A 20,120-nucleotide genomic window follows, 5' to 3' on the forward strand; every position below is an offset into this window, starting at 1 on the left:
ATCGACCGTTCTCGGGACGATCGGCGGTCGGTGTCGATCGAGCAGACCCGCCGCCGCAGCGCCGAGCTCTTCGTGGTGTTCCGCGACGAGTTGGCGTCCCAGGCCGAGCGCGACACCGCGCGCGACAGCCTCGTCCACCTGCACCTGCCGCTCGTCGAGCACTGCGCCCGGCGCTTCCGCAACCGTGGCGAGCCCTACGAGGACCTGGTCCAGGTCGGCACGATCGGCCTGATCAAGTCCGTCGACCGGTTCGACACCGAGCGCGGGGTCGAGTTCTCGACGTACGCGACCCCGACGATCATCGGCGAGATCAAGCGCTACTTCCGCGACAAGGGCTGGGCGATCCGGGTGCCGCGGCGGCTGCAGGAGCTGCGCATGCAGATCAGCGCCACCACCGCGGAGCTCACCCAGAGCCTGGGCCGCTCCCCCACGGCCCGCGAGCTCGCCGAGGCCATCGGCTGCTCGGTCGAGGAGATCGTCGAGGGCCTGGAGTCGAGCAACGCCTACTCCACGCTCTCCCTCGACGCCACCGACGACGACTCCGACGGCGGTGCCGGGCAGAGCATGCTCGACGCGATGGGCGTCGACGACGAGGCCCTCGAGCACGTCGAGATCCGCGAGTCGGTCAAGCCGCTGCTCGAGAACCTCCCGCCGCGGGAGAAGAAGATCCTGCTGCTGCGGTTCTTCAAGAACATGACCCAGTCGCAGATCGCCGAGGAGATCGGCGTCTCGCAGATGCACGTCTCGCGGCTGCTCAGCCGCACGCTCGAGCAGCTGCGTCAGTCGCTGGAGTCCGAGGCCTGATCGTCGCCGGCCGTGGGGTCGCGGTCGAGGGCGTGCAGCGTGTCGGGGTGCAGCATCCCGGCCAGCACGATGCCCGCGCAGATCACGAGCACGATCGCGACGGCGACGTGCTCGCGGATGTTCCAGGCGAGCCCGAGCATGATCAGCTGGGTGATCAGCGCCGGTCCGCGCGCCCAGGACGAGCGACGGCGCAGGCCCCACGCGGCGGCGAGCAGCACCACGCCGTAGGCGGCGAAGAAGAAGGTCGTCGACAGGCCCAGTGAGCGCCGCTCGTCGGCGAGGTTGGCCGTCTCCATCACTGCCAGGAACAGCAGGACGATGCCCTGCACGGCGACGAGCGAAGCGGCCGCGGTGAGCGGCGGCGGGTTGGGCGACGACGTGCCGACGGGTCCCTGGGTCACGGTCGCCCACCCTATCCGCGGGGGCTCCCCAGCCGGCGCCGGGAGTTTTGTGACCCATCGAACCACCTGAATTGCTTGATTCGTGAACGAATCCTTGGAACTCTTGCGGGAGCGATCGTGAAGCCGTTCACTTTTGCGGTTTCACGTGTGCCCTCTGACCGGGCCCCGGTACGTATGGAAAGCGAGCATCTCCACCCATGGATTGGCGACACCGTTCCGCATGCCTCGACGAGGATCCGGAGCTGTTCTTCCCGATCGGCAACACCGGCCCGGCCATCCTCCAGATCGAGGAGGCCAAGGCGGTCTGCCGACGCTGCGACGTGCGCGAGCAGTGCCTCGCGTGGGCGCTCGAGGCGGGGCAGGACCACGGTGTCTGGGGTGGGCTCAGCGAGGACGAGCGCCGCGCGCTGAAGCGCCGCAACGCCCGGGCCCGCGTCCGCCAGCCAGTGTGAGCCGCGGCCGCGCACGCGGCTGACCCGGGGACTCACTCCACGGGGATGGTGAAGCCTGCCCGGGTGCCCCCGTCAGGGGCGTGCCCGAGCGTCAGGTGACCGCCGAGCTCGGACTCCACGAGGGTGCGCACGATCGAGAGCCCCAGGCTGGTCGCGCCCTCGATGTCGAAGCCCTCGGGCAAGCCCTTGCCGTCGTCCTCGACGGCGACCTCGAGGATCGCGCCGTGCCGCGCGGCCTGCAGCACGATCTCGCCGGTGGCACCGCCGTCGTAGCCGTGCTCGGCCGCGTTCTGCATCAGCTCCATGACGACCATGGCCAGCGGCGTCGCGACCTCGGAGGTCAGCACGCCGAAGCTGCCCTCACGTCGTACGGCGACCTGCGCGGTCGTGGAGCCGACGTCGGTCACCAGCCGGAGCAGCCGGTCGGCGATGTCGTCGAACGCGACGGTCTCCTCGACCGCCTGGCTGAGGATGTCGTGGACCACGGCGATGGAGCCGACGCGTCGTACCGCCTCCTCGAGCGCCGACGCCGCCTCCGGCGAACCGATCCGGCGGGCCTGGAGACGGAGCAGCGCGGCGACGGTCTGCAGGTTGTTCTTCACCCGGTGGTGGATCTCGCGGATGGTGGCGTCCTTGGTGACCAGCTCGCGGTCGCGCCGGCGCAGGTCGGTGACGTCACGGAGCAGGATGATGCCGCCGATGTGCTCGCCCTGGGGACGCAGCGGGATCGACCGGACGATCAGCGAGACGCCGTCGCCGGGACCGCTGGACGCGCCGAGCTCGGTGTCGCGGTGCGCCCGGCCGCCGAGGACCGCGCTCAGGGTCTCCTCGTCGGGGCGCTTCTTGGGCGGCACCAGCTCGCGGGTCAGGTCGGTGAGCCGGTGACCGGTGAGGTCGCCGGTCAGGCCGAGCTTGCGGAACACGGAGAGGCCGTTCGGGCTGGCGTAGACGACCCGGCCCTCGCGGTCGACGCGCAGGAAGCCGTCGCCCACGCGGGGCGAGTCGGCGTGGTCGCTGCGCTGGCCGCTGCTGGGGAACAGGCCGGTCGCGATCATGTTGGCGAGGTCGGAGGCGGCCTGGAGGTAGTTGATCTCGAGCAGGCTGGGGGTACGGACGCCGAGCAGGTTCGTGTTGCGGCTGACGACCGCGATCACCCGGCCCTCGTGGCGCACCGGGATGGCCTCGACCCGCACCGGCACGTCGTCACGCCACTCGGGGTCGCCCTCCCGGGCGATCCGGCCATGCTCGTAGGCGGAGTCGACCAGCGCCCTCCGGCCGGTCGGGAGGAAGGTGCCCGTGACGTCGTCGACGTAGGCCGTCGGGCCGGTCGTGGGCCGCATCTGGTCCCCCGCCCAGAAACCGCTCCCCTCGCGGTCCGGGAGCCACAGGACGAGGTCGGCGAAGGACAGGTCGGCGATCACCTGCCAGTCGGCCTGGAGCAGCTGGAGCCACGCGATGTCGCCCGGGGAGAGATCGGTGTGGCGCCGCGCGATGGCGGACAGGGAGGGCACGTCCGCAAACGTAACCGACCTGTCGTCGAGGCGCTTCACCCCCTTTGGCACAATGACGTCTGGAGCTTTCTGTGGCAGGTTTCCGTGGGGGGATTCAGGTCGGGCTGGTCCGTGAGGGGTTTTTCTTGATGGCGTCGGTGGATTGGTCACGCCTGCAGTTCGGCCTCCGCAACGGCGAACGCACGCCTCCGGCCGAGCACCGGCTGTCCGACCTGACGGCGGACCTCACCCGGATGCTGGGCGACCCGGACCCGGAGGTCCGCGACGGCCTGGCCTACCCGTTCCTCGCCACCTGGATCGAGCACGGCGTCTACGACGACCTGCTCGCCGGGCTGGGCGACGGGATGTGCGCCGGGCTCGACGTCGGCATCGGCGAGCAGGACACCGACACGGTGTTCCGCCGCAGCTTCTCCGCACTGGTCCTCGCCGAGTGCATCGACCGCGACACCCGGGTCCGCCGTCAACCGCCGAGCCGGCTGCTGCAGTGGGGCGACCGGTTGATGGCCTGGTACGTCCGCGAGCGCGACCTGCGCGGCTTCGTCGCGAGCAAGGGCTGGGCGCACGCCGCCGCCAACGGCGCCGACGCGCTCGGTGCGCTGGCCCGCTCGCCGTACTTCGGCGCGACGGAGCTGACCGTCGTGCTCGACGTCATCGCCGACCGGGTCCTCGACCCCGCCACCCCGGTGCTGCTGCACGGTGAGCCCGACCGCATCGCGCACGCCGTGATGGAGGTGCTGCGGCGCGACCGCGTGCCGCTGTCCGTCGTCGAGCCCTGGGTACGACGCCTCGAGAACGGCGCGCGCGTGCGCACGCCCGCGGGGGTCGACCCCTACGCCACGACCGGCAACGCGCAGGCCGTGCTCCGCGCGCTCTACCTGCAGCTGACGATCTCCCCGCGACACCCCGCGATCCGCCCCGACCTGCTGCTCACGCTCGTCGCCTCCTTGCGCCGGGTGCACCCCGCCTTCCTCGCCTGAGCAAATCTGCAGTGGCAGGAGTTTCACCGGCCGGCCGGTGAAACTGTCGTACTTGGACGACGAAACTCACGCTTGGACGACGAAGTTTCATCGTCCCAGCGTGAGTTTCACCGGCCGGCCGGTGAAACTCTCCTCGGCCGGAGCCAGCCCCGCCGGGAGGCTAGGGTGCGGACGTGACCTCCACCACTCCCCCGGACGACACCGCTGACGGCACCCTGACCGGCCACGCCGGGGAGCTCGCGGTCGCCGTCGCGCGGGCCCACGGCGTCGAGACGATGTTCACGCTGTCGGGCGCCCACGTGTTCCCGATGTACGACGGCGCCGTCAAGTCCCAGCAGGCCGGCGACATGCCCGTACGGCTGGTCGACGTGCGCCACGAGCAGACCGCCGCATTCGCGGCGGAGGCGACCGGCAAGCTGACCCGGGTCCCCGGGCTGGCGGTGCTGACCGCGGGGCCGGGTGTCACCAACGGGGTGAGCGCGATGGCCCAGGCGCGGTTCGCCGGCTCCCCCATGGTCGTGGTCGGCGGCCGGGCGCCCAACAACCGCTGGGGCACCGGCGCGCTCCAGGAGATCGACCACCTGCCGATCGTCGCCCCGGTGACCAAGCACGCGGCGACCCTGATGAGGGCCGACGACGTGGCGGCCGGCTTCCACACGGCGTTCAGCGAGGCGCGGTCCTCGCACCGCGGGCCGACCTACGTCGACGTACCGATGGACGAGTTCTTCAACGTGGGCTCCGGCGTCGTGCCGAGCATCGGTGCCCTGCGCGGCGCGGAGCCCGACACCGACGCGGTGGCGCGGATCGCCGCATTGATCGCACGGGCCGAGCGGCCGGTGCTGGTGCTCGGCACCGACGTGTGGGCCGACCACGCGGAGGCGGCGGCGCTGCGCCTGGTCGAGGAGATGCGGCTGCCCGCGATCACCAACGGCATGGGCCGCGGCGTCGTCCCCGGCGGGCACCCGCTGCTGGTGACCAAGGCACGCGGCGCGGCCCTCGGCGGCGCCGACCTGGTCGTCGTGGTGGGCACCCCGCTCGACTTCCGGCTCGGGTACGGCGTGTTCGGGGGCAAGGACGGGGGCGAGCCAGCTGCCGTCGTCCACATCGCCGACAGCGCCGGGCAGCTGTCGGGCCATGCGACCCTCGCCGGCTCGGTGGCCGGCGACCTGACCCTCGTCCTCGACGGGCTGCTCGAGGCGCTGGCCGGCGCCGACCAGCCGAACCGCACCGACTGGATCACCTCGCTGCAGGACACCGTGGCCGCCGCGAGTGCCCGTGACGCCGAGCTCCTGGGCGCCGAGGCCGACCCGATCCACCCGGCCCGGATCTACGGCGAGCTGGTCCCCCGGCTGGCCGACGACGCGGTCGTGATCGGTGACGGCGGCGACTTCGTCTCGTTCGCCGGCAAGTTCGTCGAGCCGAAGCGCCCCGGCTGTTGGCTCGACCCCGGGCCCTACGGCTGCCTGGGCGCCGGCCTCGGCGCGGCGGTCGCCGCCCGGATCGCGCGTCCCTCGGCGCAGGTCGTGCTCCTGCTCGGCGACGGCGCGGCCGGGTTCTCGCTGATGGACGTCGACACCCTGGTCCGCCACGACCTGCCCGTCGTGATGGTGATGGGCAACAACTCCGCGTGGGGTCTGGAGAAGGGCCCCATGCAGATGCTCTACGGCTACGACGTGGCCGCCGACCTCGCCCCGCGCACGGCCTACGACCAGGTGGTCTCCGCCCTCGGTGGCGCCGGCGAGACGGTCACCGACCCGCGCCAGATCGGGGCCGCGCTGGACCGCGGGTTCGCGGCGAACGCGCCGTACCTGGTCAACGTGATCACCGACGTCAACGCGCCCTACCCGCGCAGCACCTTCGGTATCTGATGCCGAACGACATCCACCGAGGCGGCTGACGTGGGCGAGGCGACCGTGCGCTTCACCGTGACCGACGACGACACCGCGGCCGCGCTCGGCTCCGGCAGCCTTCCCGTGCTCGGCACGCCGCGGCTGCTCGCGTGGTGCGAGGCGGCCACCTGCGCCGCCGTCGCGCCCGAGCTGGGCGACGGCGAGACCAGCGTCGGGACGCGCATCGACCTCGAGCACCTCGCGGCCACTGCCGTCGGCGGCACCGTCGAGGTCACCGCCCGGCAGGTGTACGCCGACGGCCGGCTGCGTCGCTACGCCGTCTCCGCCCGCGCGGTCGGCCCCGACGACCGGGCCGGCAAGCTGGTCGGTTCCGGCGAGGTCACCCGGGTCGTGGTGGATGCGGAGCGCTTCCTGTCCCGACTCGGGTGACCCCGCCCGGTTCGTCCCGAGCTAGCCCAGCTTCTTCGCCACCACGGTGGCGGACGGCTGCCACTGCGCGCTGCCGGCGTAGCTCATCTTGACCGACGGCGCGAGCAGGATCAGCGTGATGCCCGCGAGGGTCGGCTTGCAGCGCGCGAGGCCGTTGGCGTCGGTGACCGCGGTGCACAGGACCGGGTCGCCGAGGACCTGGTTGGTCACCCGGAAGGTGACCGTCGCGCCCGCGACCGGCCCGCCCGGGTAACCGCCCGTCAGCACCGCGGTCAGGTCGCCCAGGAGCACGTTGCCCACGACCACGACCGGTCCGCCGAGGAGCGTGGTGGCGCCCTTGCCGACCGTGAGGGTCAGCTCCTGGGTGTCGCTGGACAGCGGGCTGCCGCCGTCGGTGACCTTCACGGTGAAGGTCGCGGTCGCCGGGCTGCCCGTCGGGGTGCCGGTGATCCGGCCGTCCGCGGTCAGCTGCAGGCCGGCCGGGAGCGATCCCGCGGCCAGCGAGAAGGTGTACGGCGCCTCGCCACCCGTGATCGCGAGCGGCACGTCGTAGGCCGTGCCCACGGCGGCGTCGGCCAGCGTGGTGGTCGTGATGGTCACCGGCGGCGCCACCTCGATGTGGACCTCGAGCGTGGCGGCGGTACCGATGCCGTTGTCGGCCCGGACGGTGACCGTGTGGTCGCCGACCGTGGCGGGCGTGCCCGACAGCGTGGCGGTGCCGTCGCCGTTGTCGGCGAAGGTGACGCCGGCCGGCAGGGAGCCGGTGACGCTGAGCGCGGCGACCGGGAAGCCGTCGGCGGCGTAGGTGAACTCACCGTTGCGCCCGGACACGAAGCGGACGGCGGCGGGGCCGGCGACCGAGGCGGCCTCGTTCACCGTCAGCGTGGTCGTGTCGGTCGCGTCGTCGCCGACGCCGTTGGCCGCGGTGAAGGTGACGTGGTGGACACCGCCGGTGCCGTCGGCCGGCGCACCGGTGACGTGGGCGCCCTGAACGGACAGGCCGGCCGGGAGGCCGCTCGCCGAGACGGTGGGCGCCGGGAAGCCGCCGACCTCGAGGTCGATCGAGCCCGGGGTGCCGACGGTGGCGGTGGCGGTCGCCGGGGCGTCGATGGACGGCGCCTCGTTGACGGTCAGCGCGAACGGCCAGGTGGCGTCCGGGCCGGTGCCGTTGCTGCCCTTGACGGTGATCGCGTACTGACCGCCGGTGGTCGGCGCCGGGGTGCCGGAAAGGGTACCGGTGCCGTCGCCGTTGTCCGTGAGGTCCACGCCGTCCGGCAGCGTGCTGCTGGTCGAGACGCTGGCGACCGGGTGGCCTCCGGTCTGCTCGAAGACGTCCGGACCGCCGGGCTGCCCGACGGTGTACGTCGACGCGGTCGGGCCGCTCAGCTTCGGCGCCTCGGCGACCTCGACCTCGATGTCCTTGGTCGCGGAGCCGGCCTCGTTGGTCGCGGTGACCGTGACCGTGTGGACGCCGCCGGTGCCTACCGCCGGCGTACCGGTCAGCTTGCCGGTGCCGTCGCCATTGTCGGTGAAGGTGAGGCCCGCGGGGACGCCGGTCGCGGCCAGGGTCGGCTGCGGGGACCCGGTCGTGGTGACCGTCGCCGCCGGGTCGGCCGGGCTGGCGACGGTGAGGTCGACGTGGTCGGGACCGGAGACGGTCGGGGCGACCTGCTCGCGCTCGACCGCACCGACGTCGCACCTGGCGCCCTGCGGACGGGTCGTGCCGCGCTGGTCGGTGCCGGCGCCGCAGGTCAGCCGGTCGAGCAGCGGGCTGCTGGCCGAGGGCAGCTGGGTCCTCGTCGGGCCGCCGTTGGCAGCGAGCGCACCGAGCTGCGGGTCCGTCGAGGCCGCCACGCCGCACCCGGTGTTGCCGGGACCGGCGTGGTTGCCGCCGTTGTTGACGACTGCACCGATGCAGGCCACCGGGCCGTTGCCGGCGAGGACGGTGTTGCTGATCCCGCCGCCCGCCGGGGCGACCGCCACCAGGGCACCCGCGCCGCCGGCGGCCGCGGTGTTGTTCGTGATCGTGCTGCTGGTGATCGTCACCGGCCGGCCCACCTGCTCGATGGCGCCGTACTGGGAGACGCTGGTGTTGCCGGTGATCGTGCTGCGGTCGATGCTCGCGGTGTTGGTCGCGCCGCTGGCGTTGGAGTACACGAGGACGGCGGAGCCGCCGTACCCCTGGTTGTTGGAGAGGGTGCTCGCGCCGACCTGCAGCGAGACGCTCGAGTTCGCCGTGTTGGAGCCGCTGTAGACCGCGCCGCCGAGGCCGCTGTTGCCGAGCGCCCGGTTGCCGTCGAGCGTCGCCCGGTCGAGGGTCAGGTTGCCGGAGCTGAAGATGCCACCGCCGCCGAGCGAGGTGGCGGTGTTGCCCGACACCGACGCCCGGGTGATCGTCGCGGTGGACGCGTCGCCGAGGATCACGCCGCCCCCCGCGACCGCCGAGTTGTCGTCGACGTGGCCGCCGGTGACGCTCAGCGTGCCCTTCGTGAGGTTCTGGAGGCCGCCGCCGAGGAAGCCGGCGGAGTTGTGGGACACGAGCGTGTCGATCACGGTGGCCGTGGGGGTGTCGGCCGCGACGGTCGACCCGTTGGTCAGGCCGCCGCCCTGGTACGACGCCGCGTTGCCCGTCAGCTCGGAGTCCCGCAGGGTCAGCGCACCCGCGTTGGAGATCCCCGCGCCGGTCTGCGAGCTGTTGCCCGCGATCTTGCTCGCACGGATCGTCGTGGTGACGTTGGCCGTCGTCGAGACGGCACCGCCGTTGGTCGGCGCGCTGTTGCCGGTCATCTCGACCTCGGCCAGGGTCAGGGTGGTCGGCGCGGTGGCGGTCGCCGCGGCGTACACCGCGCCGCCGAAGTTCGACGTGGCGGTGTTGCCCGTGATCAGGCCGCCGGTGAGCGAGAAGCTCGCACCGGGGTAGATCGCGCCCGCCGCGAGGGCGGTGTTGCCGTCGAAGTCGAGGTTCGTCACGGTCGCCGGCTGGTTGGTGGCGAGCGCGCCACCGACGCCGGCGGAGTTGGAGACGAAGTCGTCGTTGTCGAGCGTCAGGCCCGCGCCGTTGTGGTAGACCGCGCCACCGATGCTGGTGCCGCCCGGGCCGACCGCGTCGTTGTCGCGGAAGGTGGTGTTGCGGACGATCGTGGTGCCGAGGTTGACGATCGCGCCACCGAGCCCGTACGCCTTGCCGTTGCCGTCCGCGACGTTGTCGTGGACGTTGGTGCCGTCGAGCGTCAGCGTCGTACCGGCGCCGACGTAGACGCCGCCGCCCCAGCCGAGGTTGGCGGCGGTCGCCGTCGCCCGGTTGCCGCTGATCTCGCCGCGGGTCATGGTGAGCGAGACGCCCGCGGCCGGCCACAGGATGACCGCGCCACCGGCCGACGACCTGCTGTCGACGATCCGCACGTCGGTCGCCCGGACCGCGCCTCCGAAGATCGGCAGCGCACCACCGGTCTGGTAGTTGCCGCCCGTGAGCGTGAGGTTCTGCAGCTCGACGTTGCCGGTCGCCTGGACGGCCATCGCCCAGCCCACCGAGGTGCTGGCACTGCCGACGAAGGTGGCGCCGGTGCCGGCGCCGATGATCTTCACGGCCTTGTTCACCAGCGGCCGGTCGGCGTAGGTGCCCTGCGCGACGCTGATCGTGTCGCCGGCCACGAACGCCGGCTTCGCGAGCACGCCGGCGATCGTCGCGCACGGGGTCGCGGCGCTCAGGCAGCTGGCGCCGTTGTTGCCGCCGTTGGCGATGTACCAGGGTCCGGCCGCTCGGGCCGGCGAGGCCGCGAGCACGCTGCCGAGCGAGGTGCTGAACGCGAGCGCGGCCGCGGCGAGCACCGTCGTACGACGGCGGCGCGAGCCCTGCGGGCGCTGCTGACGGTGGCGGGGAGCGGGGGTCTGCGCAGCGCGCGAGGAACGTACCGACATGGTGAGCCTCGGTGGGGTCGTCCCGAGAAGGGAGCAGTCCGCGCGACCGTAGCACCGAGGTGACGTCCGTCACGGCGCTTTCGGTGAACCGTCATCAGTCGGGCCGATTTTCCGCACTGCCCGGGGACCTGAGAGACTGGGTCGATCTATCCGAGGAGGAACCATGGGCAAGACCGGACGCAAGCGCCGCGCGCGCCGCAAGAAGGGCGCGAACCACGGCAAGCGCCCGAACAGCTGAGTCCGCTCAGCGTTCGCCCGAACCCCCCGACCCACGGTCCGGGGGTTCGTCGCTTTTTCACCGGCCCTCGCAGGACCGAGGAACGAGGTCCGGCGAGGATCAGCCGGGGAGGTCGAGGAGCGCCGCGACCGAGGAACGAGGCCGCGACGCGCGTATCGAGACCCGGGTGAGGTGGTCTCGATACGCCCTCGCCCAGGGGCTCGGGCTACTCGACCAACGAAGGGTCTCGATACGGGCTCGCCCAGGGGCTCGCCCTACTCGACCAACGAAGGGTCACTCCGGGCGCGGGAACTGCGCGCGCATCGCCAGGTCCCAGCCCCGGTCCCCCAGCACCTTGCGGGTCACCATCGCGGCCGGCGCGGAGACCGTGACGGTGTAGCGCGGCTTCGGGTGGCCCTTGGTCAGCGCCTTCTCGATCACCTTCGCGACCGCCTCGGGCGGACCGCCGAAGCGGGCCATCGGGCCGCCGTAGGCCTCGGAGGTGGCGGACTGGACCTGCGCGTTGAAGGCGGCGTACGGGCCCTCGCCGGTCGGCATGCCAGCCGCGACGGCGGCCTCGAAGTTCGTGGTGATCAGGCCGGGCTCGATCAGGACCACCTTGATGCCGAAGCCGGAGACCTCGAAGCGCAGCGCGTCGGAGAGGGCCTCCACGGCGTACTTCGTCGCGTGGTAGGCGCCGCCGCCGGGGAAGGTGAGCTTGCCGCCCATGGAGCCGATGTTGACGATCCGGCCGGAGCGCTGCTCGCGCATCGTCGGCAGCACCAGCTGGGTGAGGCGGAGCAGCCCGAAGACGTTGGTCTCGAACTGGCGACGTACGTCGTCGACGTCGAGCGACTCGAGCGCGCCGGACTGGGAGTAGCCGGCGTTGTTGACCAGGGCGTCGATCCGGCCGGAGCCGGCGAGGACGGCGTCGACCGCGCCCGTCATGGACGCCTCGTCGGTGACGTCGAGGGCGACGGTGCGGCAGCCGGCCGCGGCGAGGTCCGCGAGGGTCTCGGGACGGCGGGCGCTGGCCCACACGTCCCAGCCGTTGGCGGCCAGGCGCTGCGCGGTCGCGGCGCCGATCCCGGAGGAGCAGCCGGTGATCAGGACGGTCCCCCGTGTGTTCGTCATGCCGCGATCATGACAGAGGCCGACGGTGCGGCAGGAGGCTCAGCCCTCGCTGATCTGCACCTGGATCTGCTGGATCTGGATGCGCACCTTGGCGCGCAGCTCCTCGGGCGCGGTCTCGCCGCACGAGCGGGCCACGACGGCCTTCACGGTGCGCTGGAGGTCGTAGCGCTCCAGGCAGGGGCTGCACGAGTCGATGTGGGCGCGCACGACGGCACAGTCGCCCGCCTCGAGCTCGTTGTCGATCAGCCGGACGATCCGCTCGAGGAAGTCCGCACAGTCGGCATTGCTCGGGTCGTCGTGGACGTGCCCGTGGCCCTCGTGTCCCTCGGTGTGCGTGGACATCACTGGCCTCCCTCGAGCGGCGCGTCGCCACCCGTACGGACGTAGTCGGAGAGCATGTCGCGCAGCTGACGGCGACCGCGGTGCAGGCGGGACATGACCGTCCCGATCGGCGTGTCCATGATCTCGGCGATCTCCTTGTAGGCGAATCCCTCGACGTCGGCGAGGTAGACCGCGAGACGGAACTCCTCCGGGAGCCGCTGCAGCGCGTCCTTGACCTGGCTGTCGGGCAGGTGCTCGAGCGCCTCCATCTCGGCGGACTTCAGGCCCGTCGAGGTGTGCGACTCGGCCCGCGCGAGCTGCCAGTCCTCCACGTCACCGGTGTCGCCCGCGAACGACTGCTGCGGCTGGCGCTGCTTCTTCCGGTAGTTGTTGATGAAGGTGTTGGTCAGGATGCGGTACAGCCAGGCCTTGAGGTTGGTGCCGGGCTTGAACTGGTGGAAGGCGGAGAACGCCTTGGCGAAGGTCTCCTGCACCAGGTCCTCGGCGTCGGCCGGGTTGCGGGTCATCCGCATCGCGGCGCCGTACAGCTGGTCGAGGTACGGCAGCGCGTCCCGCTCGAAGCGGGCGGCGCGGTCCTCGGGGGACTCGGTGGCGACGTCAACCACCTCGGGCTCCCCCAGGGAGTCGAGGTCGGACAGGTCGGAGATCTCGGTCATCGCGTCCCAGCGTACGGCGTCCGCCGCGCTCGGGCGTTCCATCGTCGCGATCATGGAAGCAAGAACGCCGGGTCAGGCACTCCCATTCCCCACGATCTCCCGCACGATCCACTCGAGCGTCGACTCGACCACGATCGCCATCGCCTCGTCCTCGCTCACGGGGCCCCGCTTGGGGACCGCGAGCCCGTGGTCCGCCCCCGGTACGACGGCCAGGTCGGTCCGCCCCGGCAGCGGGTCCGGGAACTCCTCGGGCCGTCCGAACGGGTCCCGCTCCCCCTGCACGACCAGGGTCGGCACGCCCGCGCCGGCGAGCTCGTCGAGGCGCGACCGCTCCGGCTTGCCGGGCGGGTGCAGCGGGAAGGACAGCGCGAGGCAGCCGCAGGCGTCGAGCTCGAGGGCCGTGCGCGCGGCCGAGCGGGCACCGGCGGACCGGCCGCCGACGACCAGCGGCGAACGGGTCCGCAGCGAGCCGGCCGCGGCGCGCAGGCCGACGTCGAGGGTCGGCGGCGCGCTGGCGACCTTCTTGCCGGCACGGCGCCACGGCTGCTCGAAGAGCGCGACGGTGATGCCCTGGCCGGGCAGGGCGGCGGCGAGGGCGGCGAGGTCGCGCGCCTCGATGCCCCCTCCCGCGCCGTGGCTGAGCAGGAGGGTGGCGAGCGGCTTGCGGGCCCTGCGCACCACGAGCCGGCCCTCGCCGTACTCGGTGGGGACGAGGCGCTCGTCGGTCACAGGAGTGTTCCCTGGGCGTCGTCCTCGTCGGGCAGGTCGCCCTCGAGGGGCAGCGGCTCGACCAGCTCCGGCCCGTTGTTGGCCACGTTGCCCACCGCCGCCGAGACCGGGTACGCCGTCAGCCCCGCCTGCTGGGCCGGGGTCAGCAGCGCCGGGAGGTCCGCCACCGTGTGCCTTGGGTCCAGCCACTCCGAGCGGCGGTCGCGGCCCACCAGCAGGGGCATCCGGTCGTGGATCCGGCCGAGGTCGTCGGTCGCCTCCGTGGTCAGCACGGTGCAGGTCCAGCGGAAGGCGCCCTCGGCGTCCTCCGGGACCGACCGGTCGCGCCAGATCTCGTAGAGCCCGGCCATGGCGAGGATCGAGCCGTCCTCCGGGGTGATGAAGAAGGGCTGCTTGACCCGCCCCTTCTTCGAGCCCAGCCCCTTGGCGCCCTTGCGGTCGGTCTCGTACCACTCGAAGTAGCCGTCGGCCGGCACGATGCACCGCCGCGACGCGAACGCCTTGCGGAACGCCGGCTTCTCGGCGACCGTCTCCATCCGCGCGTTGATCATCCGGCTGCCGATCTTCTCGTCCTTGGCCCACGACGGCACCAGTCCCCAGCGCAGCGCGCGGAGCTGGCGCACGGGGTCGCCGGTGCGGTCGGGATCGTCGTCGGTGCGCGGAACACGCTCCATGACGGCGTACACCTCGTCGGTCGGGGCGACATTCCACGACGGCGCGATCGCCCGCTCCAGGCGTGGATCGAGCACCTCGAACTCCTCGGCGATGTCCTCCGGACTCCGGCTCGAGGCATAGCGACCGCACATGCCCGCCAATCTAGATGACTGCGCCGACGCACCCCGGGTACCGCACGGTCATGGCTCTGAGCAGACTCCTCGCCCGGCCCCTCCTCGCCTCCTACTTCCTCGCGAACGGCGTGCAGGACCTCAAGGACGCCCCCGCGCGGGCCAAGGAGGCCGCACCGGTGACCGAGGTGCTGGCCCCTGCGGTCGACAACGCGACGCCGGAAGGTCTGCACGTCCCGCAGGACCCGACCACCTGGGTGCGGATCAGTGGGGCACTCCAGCTGGCCGCCGGTGCGGCCCTGGCGACCGGCAAGGCGCCGCGGCTCTCCGCGGCCGTCCTCGGGGCGACCCTGGTCCCCTCGACGGCGGCGCACCACCGGTTCTGGGAGGCGGCCACGCCGGAGGAGCGGAAGGCGCAGCTCGTGCACTTCGCCAAGAACGCCTCGCTCGCCGGGGGGCTGCTGATCGCGGCCCTCGACACGGCCGGTCGTCCGGGCCTGGCGTGGCGCGCCCAGCACGCGGCGCACGACGCCCGGCGTGAGGCGGCGCTCCTCGGCACCAAGGTCAAGGCGCGCGTTCACTAGACTCACGCGGGAGATGAGCACTCCTGATCCCTGGCCCGCGCCCACCGTCAGCTCCCCCGTCGACCGCACGGTCAGCCTGCCGGGCAGCAAGTCGCTCACCAACCGCGCGCTGGTGCTGGCCGCGATCGCCGACGGCCCGTCCGTCGTACGACGTGCGCTGCGCTCGCGCGACACCCTGCTCATGGCACAGGCGCTCACAGCACTGGGCGCCTCGGTCGACACCAGCGGCGAGGACTGGGCGGTCGTGCCGCTCGACGGGACCGTTCCCGGCGGCCGCGCCGACGTGGACTGCGGCCTGGCCGGGACCGTGATGCGCTTCGTGCCGCCCATCACCGGGCTGGTGGCCGGCGACGTCGCCTTCGACGGCGACGAGCACATGCGCAAGCGGCCGGTGGGCGAGATCCTGACGGCGCTGCGCGGGCTCGGCGTACCGGTCTCGGACGGTGACGCGCTCCCGTTCACCATCGCGGGCACCGGCACGGTCGCCGGCGGCACGGTGGTCATCGACGCGTCGGCGTCCTCGCAGTTCGTGTCCGCCCTGCTCCTGGCGGGCGCGCGCTTCGAGGCCGGGGTCGACGTGCGCCACGACGGGGAGCCGATCCCCTCGCTCCCCCACATCGAGATGACGATCGCGATGCTCCGCGACCGCGGTGTCGCGGTCGACGACTCCGAGGCCGACCGCTGGGTGGTCGCGCCCGGACCGGTGAAGGCGTACGACGAGGCGATCGAGCCCGACCTCTCCAACGCCGCGCCCTTCCTCGCCCTCGCCGCGGTGTCCGGCGGCTCGGTGACGGTCCGCGACTGGCCGACCGCCACCACGCAGGCCGGCGACGCACTGCGCGACCTGCTGGCGCAGATGGGCTGCACCGTCGAGCGCGTCGCCGAGGGCCTGCGGGTCATCGGCCCCGCCGACGGCTGGCGCGGGCTGCAGGGCCTGCAGGCCGACCTGCACGACGTCGGCGAGCTGGCACCGGCGGTCGCCGCGCTGTGCGCCCTGGCGCAGACGCCGTCCCACCTGAGCGGCATCGCCCACATCCGCGGCCACGAGACCGACCGCCTGGCCGCCCTCGCGACCGAGCTGAGCGCCCTCGGCGCCGACGTCGACGAGCATCCCGACGGCCTGACGATCCGGCCCGCCCCTCTCTCCCCCGGCGTCTTCCACACCTACGCCGACCACCGCATGGCCCACGCCGGCGTCATCGTCGGAGCGGCCGTCCCGGGCGTCCTCGTCGAGAACGTCGCCACCACCAGCAAGACCTTCCCCGACTTCGCGGACTTCTGGTCCGGTCTGTTCTGAGAGGTCACGCCTGATGGGTCGCTACGACGAGAACGACGTCGAGCACTACGAGCGTCCGCGTCGTCGCACCCGTCCCCGGACGAAGGACCGGCCCGCCCACGACGACGCCGTCGAGGGCCTCGTCATCACCGTCGACCGCGGCCGGTTCACGCTGCTGATCGACGGCCGCACCGTGACCGCCATGAAGGCCCGCCCACTCGGCCGCAAGGGCGTCGTCGTGGGCGACCGCGTGCGCGTGGTCGGCGACGTGTCGGGAGCCGACGGCTCGCTCGCGCGCATCGTGGAGGTCCAGGAGCGCAGCAGCACGCTGCGTCGTACCGCTGACGACGACGACCCGATCGAGCGCGTGATCGTCGCCAACGTGACCCAACTGGTGATCGTCACCGCCCTGGCCGACCCCGAGCCGCGGCCGCGGTGGATCGACCGTGCCCTGGTCGCGGCGTACGACGCCGGGATGACGCCCCTGCTCTGCCTCACGAAGGCGGACCTGGAGGACCCCGAGACCCTGTTGTCGACGTACCGGTCGCTGGGGGTGCCGTGGGAGGTCACCCGCCGCGACGCCGACCGCACGATCATCGGCCTGGACGCGCTGCACGACCGGCTGCGCGGCGAGACCAGCGTGCTGATCGGCCACAGCGGCGTGGGCAAGTCGACGCTCGTCAACGCGCTGGTGCCCGACGCGCGGCGCGAGACCGGCCACGTGAACGCGGTGACCGGTCAGGGCCGGCACACGTCGACGTCGGCGTTGATGCTGCCGCTCGGGGACGGCGACGGCTGGATCATCGACACCCCCGGCATCCGGTCGTTCGGACTCGCGCACGTCCAGCCCGAGCACCTGATCGAGGCGTTCCCCGACCTCGACGAGATGACCGAGGACTGCCCGCGCGGGTGCACCCACGGCGAGGACGAGCCCGAGTGCGGGCTCGACGAGGCGGTCGCCGAGGGTGCGGCGGACCCGGAGCGGGTCGCTTCCTTCCGGCGACTGCTGGCCGCGCGGTCGGTGACCGACTACTGAGCCTGTCAGCCCGCCGGGTTCCAGGTCGCCTGCGCGCCGGCGTCGCCCGTCAGGTAGACCAGCACCAGGGTCGCCACGGCCGCGAGCGCGGTCAGGGCACCGAGGGCGACGCGGACGGCGCCGGTGCGGGTGTGGAACCACGCCGCCACGAAGGCCACCACAGCGAAGACCGTGACGCCGATGCGGAGCTTCTCGGCCCATTCCTCGTGGTCCTCGATCTTGCCGGCGAGCGGCTCGACCACGCCCGTGAACTGCTCGTCACGGAGGTCCTCGCCCGACAGGAAGGCGACCCAGATGCTGACCAGCGAGATCGCGGCGAGCACGACCAGTGGCCAGCGCAGGCGGTCGCGCCACGACGGGACGCAGTAGACCAGGGCGGCGAGGGACGCGAGCGGTGTGAACACCACGGCGGCGTGGACCACGAGCGGATGCAGTGGGACCCCGTTGATCTCCATGGTTGAAGACTGCACTACCGCGCCAACCGGCACCAGCAAGGACACGGCTAGGGTGCCCCTGTGGCCGCACCCGACTACACCGACGACCTGCGTCTGGCGCACCTGCTCGCCGACGACGCGGACTCGCTGACCCAGGCCCGGTTCCGCGCCATCGACCTGCACGTGATGAGCAAGCCGGACCTGACCCCCGTGACCGATGCCGACCAGGCGGTCGAGGCGTCGATCCGCCGTACCCTCTCCAAGGCGCGCAGCCGTGACGCCGTCACCGGCGAGGAGCAGGGCACCTCCGGCCACTCGCAGCGGCGCTGGATCGTCGACCCGATCGACGGCACCAAGAACTTCGTCCGCGGCGTCCCGGTGTGGGCGACGCTGATCTCCCTCGTCGTCGACGACGAGGTGGTGCTCGGCGTCGTGTCCGCCCCCGCGCTGCAGCGGCGCTGGTGGGCCTCGACCGGCCAGGGCGCGTGGACCGGCAAGTCGCTCATGAAGGCGACACCGTGCCGGGTGTCGGACGTACGACGCCTCGAGGACGCCTCGTTCTCGTACTCCTCCATCAGCGGCTGGGAGGACCGGGGCATCGGCGAGGACCTGCTGGCGCTGATGCGGCGGGTGTGGCGCACCCGCGCCTACGGCGACTTCTGGTCCTACATGCTGCTCGCCGAGGGCGCCGTCGACCTGGCCGCCGAGCCGGAGCTCGAGGTCTACGACATGGCCGCGCTCGACGTGATCGTGCGCGAGGCGGGCGGACGGTTCACCTCCCTCGACGGCCGGGACGGACCGTGGGGTGGCAACGCGCTGGCCAGCAACGGCCACCTGCACGAGGCGGCGCTGTCCTTCCTGGGCAGCATGGACGGCGGCGACGACGACCCGGACTGGCCGCGCACCGGCCCCGGCAGCGTGTCCGACCTGCGCTCGCGGCGGCGGTCCACCGACGAGACCAGTGACGGGGCCCCCGGCTCCGAGTAGCCTGCGTCACATGCGCATCAGTGACGTGCTCCAGTCGAAGTCCCTCAAGGACGTGGTGACCATCCGCCCGGACGCCGGGGTGCGCGAGCTGCTCGCCGCCCTCGCGGAGCACAACATCGGGGCGGTGGTGGTCAGCGGCGACGGTACGACGCTCGACGGCATCGTCTCCGAGCGCGACGTCGTGCGCACCCTCCACCACGACGGCACGGTCATCAACAACGTGGTCTCCGCGATCATGACCTCCGACGTGCGCACCTGCTCCCCCGAGGACGACCTCGACGAGGTGCTCCAGGTGATGACCGAGGGCCGCTTCCGCCACATCCCCGCCGCCAGCGAGGGTCGCGTGGTCGGCATCGTGAGCATCGGCGACCTGGTGAAGCACAAGATCGACCAGCTGGAGTTCGAGCGCGACCAGCTCGACTCCTACGTGCACCAGTCATAGCCCCTGCGACGCTGCGAGGCACGAGCAGCGGCGCAGACCGGGCTGAGGTCGAGTAGCGCCACGGCTGAGGAACGAAGCCGCGACGCGCGTATCGAGACCCACCAGGGTGGTCTCGATACGGGCTCGCCCTACTCGACCAACGACGCGGAACCCTGCTCGCCCTGCTCGACCGACGAACCGGCGCTGCGCTCGACGACCTCGGCGACGGCGGCCAGGAAGACCGGCCGCCAGCGCTGCACGTCGAAGACCACCGAGGCGTGCCCACCGGGCGCCTCGTGCACGGTCGCGCCCGGGATGGCGGCGGCCATCGCGCGCTGGCGGGCGGTCGCGATGGCGTGGTCGCGGGCGGTCACGACGACCGCGGTCGGCACGTCGATCTCGCCCAGCCACGGGCGGGCGTCGAAGCCGCCGAGGGTGCCGAGCACCTCCGGCATCGCCCAGGCACTGGTCGAGCGGAACTCCGCCCAGGCCCACGTCGACATCTCCGCGCCGGCGACGGCGACGTCGGCCAGCGACGAGCGCACCTGCTGGACCCGCGCGCGGTAGCGGTGGCGGAAGCGGGCGTTGGCCGCGCCGAGGACCGGGTAGAACATCGCGTCGCCGAGGTTCTCCTTCCAGCACGCGGCGGTGGAGGCCAGCACGAGGCCGGCGGTCCGCTCGCCGTGCCGGCGCCAGAAGGTCTGGGCGAGCGCGCCGCCCATGGAGTAGCCGACCGCGACGACCCGGTCGATGCCGAGCGCGTCGAGCACCAGCGCGGCGTCGTCGACGCAGTCCTCCAGCGAGAACCGCTCGGAGACGATGCCGCGACCGTGCCAGCGCTGGTCGAGCATCACGATCCGGTGGTCGGCGCGGAGCTCGCCGAGGGTGCTGAACCAGGTCAGGTAGGACGTGGTGGCGAGCCCGTGGAAGAGCAGCAGGACCGGGGCGTCCGGGTGGCCCACGGGGGCGCCGGTGTCGACGACGAACACCTCGCCGCGGCCCGGCAGGTCGACGTACCGGCCCTCGGGGAGGTCGGGCAGCGCCGGGAAGCGCTGGGTACGACGGATGCCGGCGCGGACGCCGTGCACGGCCACCTTGCCGCCGGCCCGGGCAGCGACGAACGAGCCCTTCAGCGCGTGGCGGCCGACGGACTTCATGACGTGGGTCGTCACCGGGG

At 72.7% G+C, this 20,120-nt stretch carries 21 protein-coding genes; 11 read left to right on the forward strand and 10 right to left on the reverse strand.

Annotation, left to right across the window (positions count from 1 at the left end; translation table 11 throughout):
- Positions 1-30 precede the first annotated feature (30 nt).
- A complete protein-coding gene (locus ASE20_RS02320) occupies positions 31-804 on the forward strand; it encodes an RNA polymerase sigma factor SigF (protein ID WP_225869008.1) in 774 nt (257 codons plus the stop codon).
- Here ASE20_RS02320 and ASE20_RS02325 read toward each other — a convergent pair.
- The gene (locus ASE20_RS02325; protein WP_056892892.1) at positions 780-1,205 is read right to left on the reverse strand and encodes a hypothetical protein; all 426 of its coding nucleotides are present in this window, start codon (positions 1,203-1,205) and stop codon (positions 780-782) included. The two genes, ASE20_RS02320 and ASE20_RS02325, sit on opposite strands and share 25 nt — an antisense overlap.
- A gap of 197 nt (positions 1,206-1,402) precedes the next feature.
- Between ASE20_RS02325 and ASE20_RS02330 the strand changes: the two genes are divergently transcribed.
- Positions 1,403-1,657: a WhiB family transcriptional regulator gene (locus ASE20_RS02330; protein WP_028655649.1), complete on the forward strand. Its 255-nt coding sequence runs from the start codon at positions 1,403-1,405 to the stop codon at positions 1,655-1,657.
- Positions 1,658-1,689: 32 nt separating this feature from the next.
- On the opposite strand, the gene ASE20_RS02335 is transcribed toward ASE20_RS02330, so the two are convergent.
- Positions 1,690-3,168: a sensor histidine kinase gene (locus ASE20_RS02335; protein ID WP_056892893.1), complete on the reverse strand. Its 1,479-nt coding sequence runs from the start codon at positions 3,166-3,168 to the stop codon at positions 1,690-1,692.
- A 137-nt stretch (positions 3,169-3,305) separates the two neighbouring features.
- Between ASE20_RS02335 and ASE20_RS02340 the strand changes: the two genes are divergently transcribed.
- The 3 genes from ASE20_RS02340 to ASE20_RS02350 all read left to right on the forward strand — a co-directional run bounded on the left by ASE20_RS02340 (position 3,306) and on the right by ASE20_RS02350 (position 6,424).
- Positions 3,306-4,145: a DUF2785 domain-containing protein gene (locus tag ASE20_RS02340; RefSeq protein ID WP_225869009.1), complete on the forward strand. Its 840-nt coding sequence runs from the start codon at positions 3,306-3,308 to the stop codon at positions 4,143-4,145.
- 173 nt (positions 4,146-4,318) lie between these two features.
- Positions 4,319-6,013 (forward strand): acetolactate synthase, encoded by a 1,695-nt coding sequence (locus ASE20_RS02345; protein ID WP_056892895.1) that lies wholly within the window; start codon positions 4,319-4,321, stop codon positions 6,011-6,013.
- 30 nt (positions 6,014-6,043) lie between these two features.
- A complete protein-coding gene (locus tag ASE20_RS02350; protein ID WP_056892896.1) occupies positions 6,044-6,424 on the forward strand; it encodes a thioesterase family protein in 381 nt (126 codons plus the stop codon).
- A 21-nt stretch (positions 6,425-6,445) separates the two neighbouring features.
- Here ASE20_RS02350 and ASE20_RS02355 read toward each other — a convergent pair whose 3' ends face one another.
- A complete protein-coding gene (locus ASE20_RS02355) occupies positions 6,446-10,342 on the reverse strand; it encodes a beta strand repeat-containing protein (RefSeq protein ID WP_157538377.1) in 3,897 nt (1,298 codons plus the stop codon).
- A gap of 163 nt (positions 10,343-10,505) precedes the next feature.
- Here ASE20_RS02355 and ASE20_RS25975 point away from each other — a divergent pair, with 163 nt between their 5' ends.
- Positions 10,506-10,580 carry a 50S ribosomal protein bL37 gene (locus ASE20_RS25975; protein ID WP_370249596.1) on the forward strand — a complete coding sequence of 25 codons (75 nt, stop codon included), beginning with the start codon at positions 10,506-10,508 and terminating at the stop codon, positions 10,578-10,580.
- 273 nt (positions 10,581-10,853) lie between these two features.
- Here ASE20_RS25975 and ASE20_RS02360 read toward each other — a convergent pair whose 3' ends face one another.
- The 5 genes from ASE20_RS02360 to ASE20_RS02380 form a co-directional block, all read right to left on the reverse strand.
- Complete coding sequence (locus tag ASE20_RS02360) at positions 10,854-11,693, reverse strand: oxidoreductase (protein ID WP_056892898.1); 840 nt, start codon at positions 11,691-11,693, stop codon at positions 10,854-10,856.
- A 39-nt stretch (positions 11,694-11,732) separates the two neighbouring features.
- The gene (rsrA, locus tag ASE20_RS02365; RefSeq protein ID WP_056892899.1) at positions 11,733-12,035 is read right to left on the reverse strand and encodes a mycothiol system anti-sigma-R factor; all 303 of its coding nucleotides are present in this window, start codon (positions 12,033-12,035) and stop codon (positions 11,733-11,735) included.
- The gene (locus tag ASE20_RS02370) at positions 12,035-12,691 is read right to left on the reverse strand and encodes a sigma-70 family RNA polymerase sigma factor (protein ID WP_056893088.1); all 657 of its coding nucleotides are present in this window, start codon (positions 12,689-12,691) and stop codon (positions 12,035-12,037) included. Before ASE20_RS02370 ends, rsrA begins: the two co-directional genes overlap by 1 nt.
- A gap of 72 nt (positions 12,692-12,763) precedes the next feature.
- The gene (locus ASE20_RS02375; protein ID WP_056892900.1) at positions 12,764-13,420 is read right to left on the reverse strand and encodes an alpha/beta family hydrolase; all 657 of its coding nucleotides are present in this window, start codon (positions 13,418-13,420) and stop codon (positions 12,764-12,766) included.
- Complete coding sequence (locus ASE20_RS02380; protein ID WP_056892901.1) at positions 13,417-14,226, reverse strand: SOS response-associated peptidase; 810 nt, start codon at positions 14,224-14,226, stop codon at positions 13,417-13,419. Before ASE20_RS02380 ends, ASE20_RS02375 begins: the two co-directional genes overlap by 4 nt.
- A gap of 50 nt (positions 14,227-14,276) precedes the next feature.
- Between ASE20_RS02380 and ASE20_RS02385 the strand changes: the two genes are divergently transcribed.
- From ASE20_RS02385 to rsgA, 3 genes are read left to right on the forward strand one after another with little or no spacing between them, the layout of a single operon-like run.
- Positions 14,277-14,789 (forward strand): DoxX family membrane protein, encoded by a 513-nt coding sequence (locus tag ASE20_RS02385; RefSeq protein ID WP_056892902.1) that lies wholly within the window; start codon positions 14,277-14,279, stop codon positions 14,787-14,789.
- A gap of 13 nt (positions 14,790-14,802) precedes the next feature.
- Complete coding sequence (gene aroA, locus ASE20_RS02390) at positions 14,803-16,086, forward strand: 3-phosphoshikimate 1-carboxyvinyltransferase (protein ID WP_056892903.1); 1,284 nt, start codon at positions 14,803-14,805, stop codon at positions 16,084-16,086.
- A gap of 13 nt (positions 16,087-16,099) precedes the next feature.
- Complete coding sequence (gene rsgA / locus ASE20_RS02395) at positions 16,100-17,101, forward strand: ribosome small subunit-dependent GTPase A (RefSeq protein WP_056892904.1); 1,002 nt, start codon at positions 16,100-16,102, stop codon at positions 17,099-17,101.
- A gap of 5 nt (positions 17,102-17,106) precedes the next feature.
- Here rsgA and ASE20_RS02400 read toward each other — a convergent pair whose 3' ends face one another.
- On the reverse strand, positions 17,107-17,556 hold the full coding sequence (locus tag ASE20_RS02400; RefSeq protein ID WP_056892905.1) for a DUF2231 domain-containing protein: 450 nt from the start codon (positions 17,554-17,556) through the stop codon (positions 17,107-17,109).
- Between the two features lie 60 nt (positions 17,557-17,616).
- Between ASE20_RS02400 and ASE20_RS02405 the strand changes: the two genes are divergently transcribed.
- Both ASE20_RS02405 and ASE20_RS02410 read left to right on the forward strand, forming a co-directional pair.
- The gene (locus ASE20_RS02405) at positions 17,617-18,522 is read left to right on the forward strand and encodes an inositol monophosphatase family protein (protein WP_056892906.1); all 906 of its coding nucleotides are present in this window, start codon (positions 17,617-17,619) and stop codon (positions 18,520-18,522) included.
- A 10-nt stretch (positions 18,523-18,532) separates the two neighbouring features.
- Positions 18,533-18,964, forward strand: a complete 432-nt coding sequence (locus ASE20_RS02410; RefSeq protein WP_056892907.1) for a CBS domain-containing protein — start codon at positions 18,533-18,535, stop codon at positions 18,962-18,964.
- 128 nt (positions 18,965-19,092) lie between these two features.
- Here the strand turns inward: ASE20_RS02410 and ASE20_RS02415 are convergent, their stop codons facing one another.
- The gene (locus ASE20_RS02415; RefSeq protein WP_157538378.1) at positions 19,093-20,115 is read right to left on the reverse strand and encodes an alpha/beta fold hydrolase; all 1,023 of its coding nucleotides are present in this window, start codon (positions 20,113-20,115) and stop codon (positions 19,093-19,095) included.
- Positions 20,116-20,120 lie beyond the last annotated feature (5 nt).

The organism is Nocardioides sp. Root240, from assembly GCF_001428825.1.
Taxonomy (GTDB): domain Bacteria; phylum Actinomycetota; class Actinomycetes; order Propionibacteriales; family Nocardioidaceae; genus Nocardioides.

What these genes read in the sequence shown, in the direction of transcription:
- ASE20_RS02330 (WP_028655649.1), top strand. Translation starts at nt 1,403, where the DNA reads ATGGATTGGCGACACCGTTCCGCATGCCTCGACGAGGATCCGGAGCTG.
- ASE20_RS02355 (WP_157538377.1), bottom strand. Translation starts at nt 10,342, where the DNA reads ATGTCGGTACGTTCCTCGCGCGCTGCGCAGACCCCCGCTCCCCGCCAC.
- ASE20_RS02360 (WP_056892898.1), bottom strand. Translation starts at nt 11,693, where the DNA reads ATGACGAACACACGGGGGACCGTCCTGATCACCGGCTGCTCCTCCGGG.
- rsrA (WP_056892899.1), bottom strand. Translation starts at nt 12,035, where the DNA reads ATGTCCACGCACACCGAGGGACACGAGGGCCACGGGCACGTCCACGAC.
- ASE20_RS02370 (WP_056893088.1), bottom strand. Translation starts at nt 12,691, where the DNA reads ATGACCGAGATCTCCGACCTGTCCGACCTCGACTCCCTGGGGGAGCCC.
- ASE20_RS02380 (WP_056892901.1), bottom strand. Translation starts at nt 14,226, where the DNA reads ATGTGCGGTCGCTATGCCTCGAGCCGGAGTCCGGAGGACATCGCCGAG.
- ASE20_RS02385 (WP_056892902.1), top strand. Translation starts at nt 14,277, where the DNA reads ATGGCTCTGAGCAGACTCCTCGCCCGGCCCCTCCTCGCCTCCTACTTC.
- aroA (WP_056892903.1), top strand. Translation starts at nt 14,803, where the DNA reads ATGAGCACTCCTGATCCCTGGCCCGCGCCCACCGTCAGCTCCCCCGTC.
- rsgA (WP_056892904.1), top strand. Translation starts at nt 16,100, where the DNA reads ATGGGTCGCTACGACGAGAACGACGTCGAGCACTACGAGCGTCCGCGT.
- ASE20_RS02400 (WP_056892905.1), bottom strand. Translation starts at nt 17,556, where the DNA reads ATGGAGATCAACGGGGTCCCACTGCATCCGCTCGTGGTCCACGCCGCC.
- ASE20_RS02410 (WP_056892907.1), top strand. Translation starts at nt 18,533, where the DNA reads ATGCGCATCAGTGACGTGCTCCAGTCGAAGTCCCTCAAGGACGTGGTG.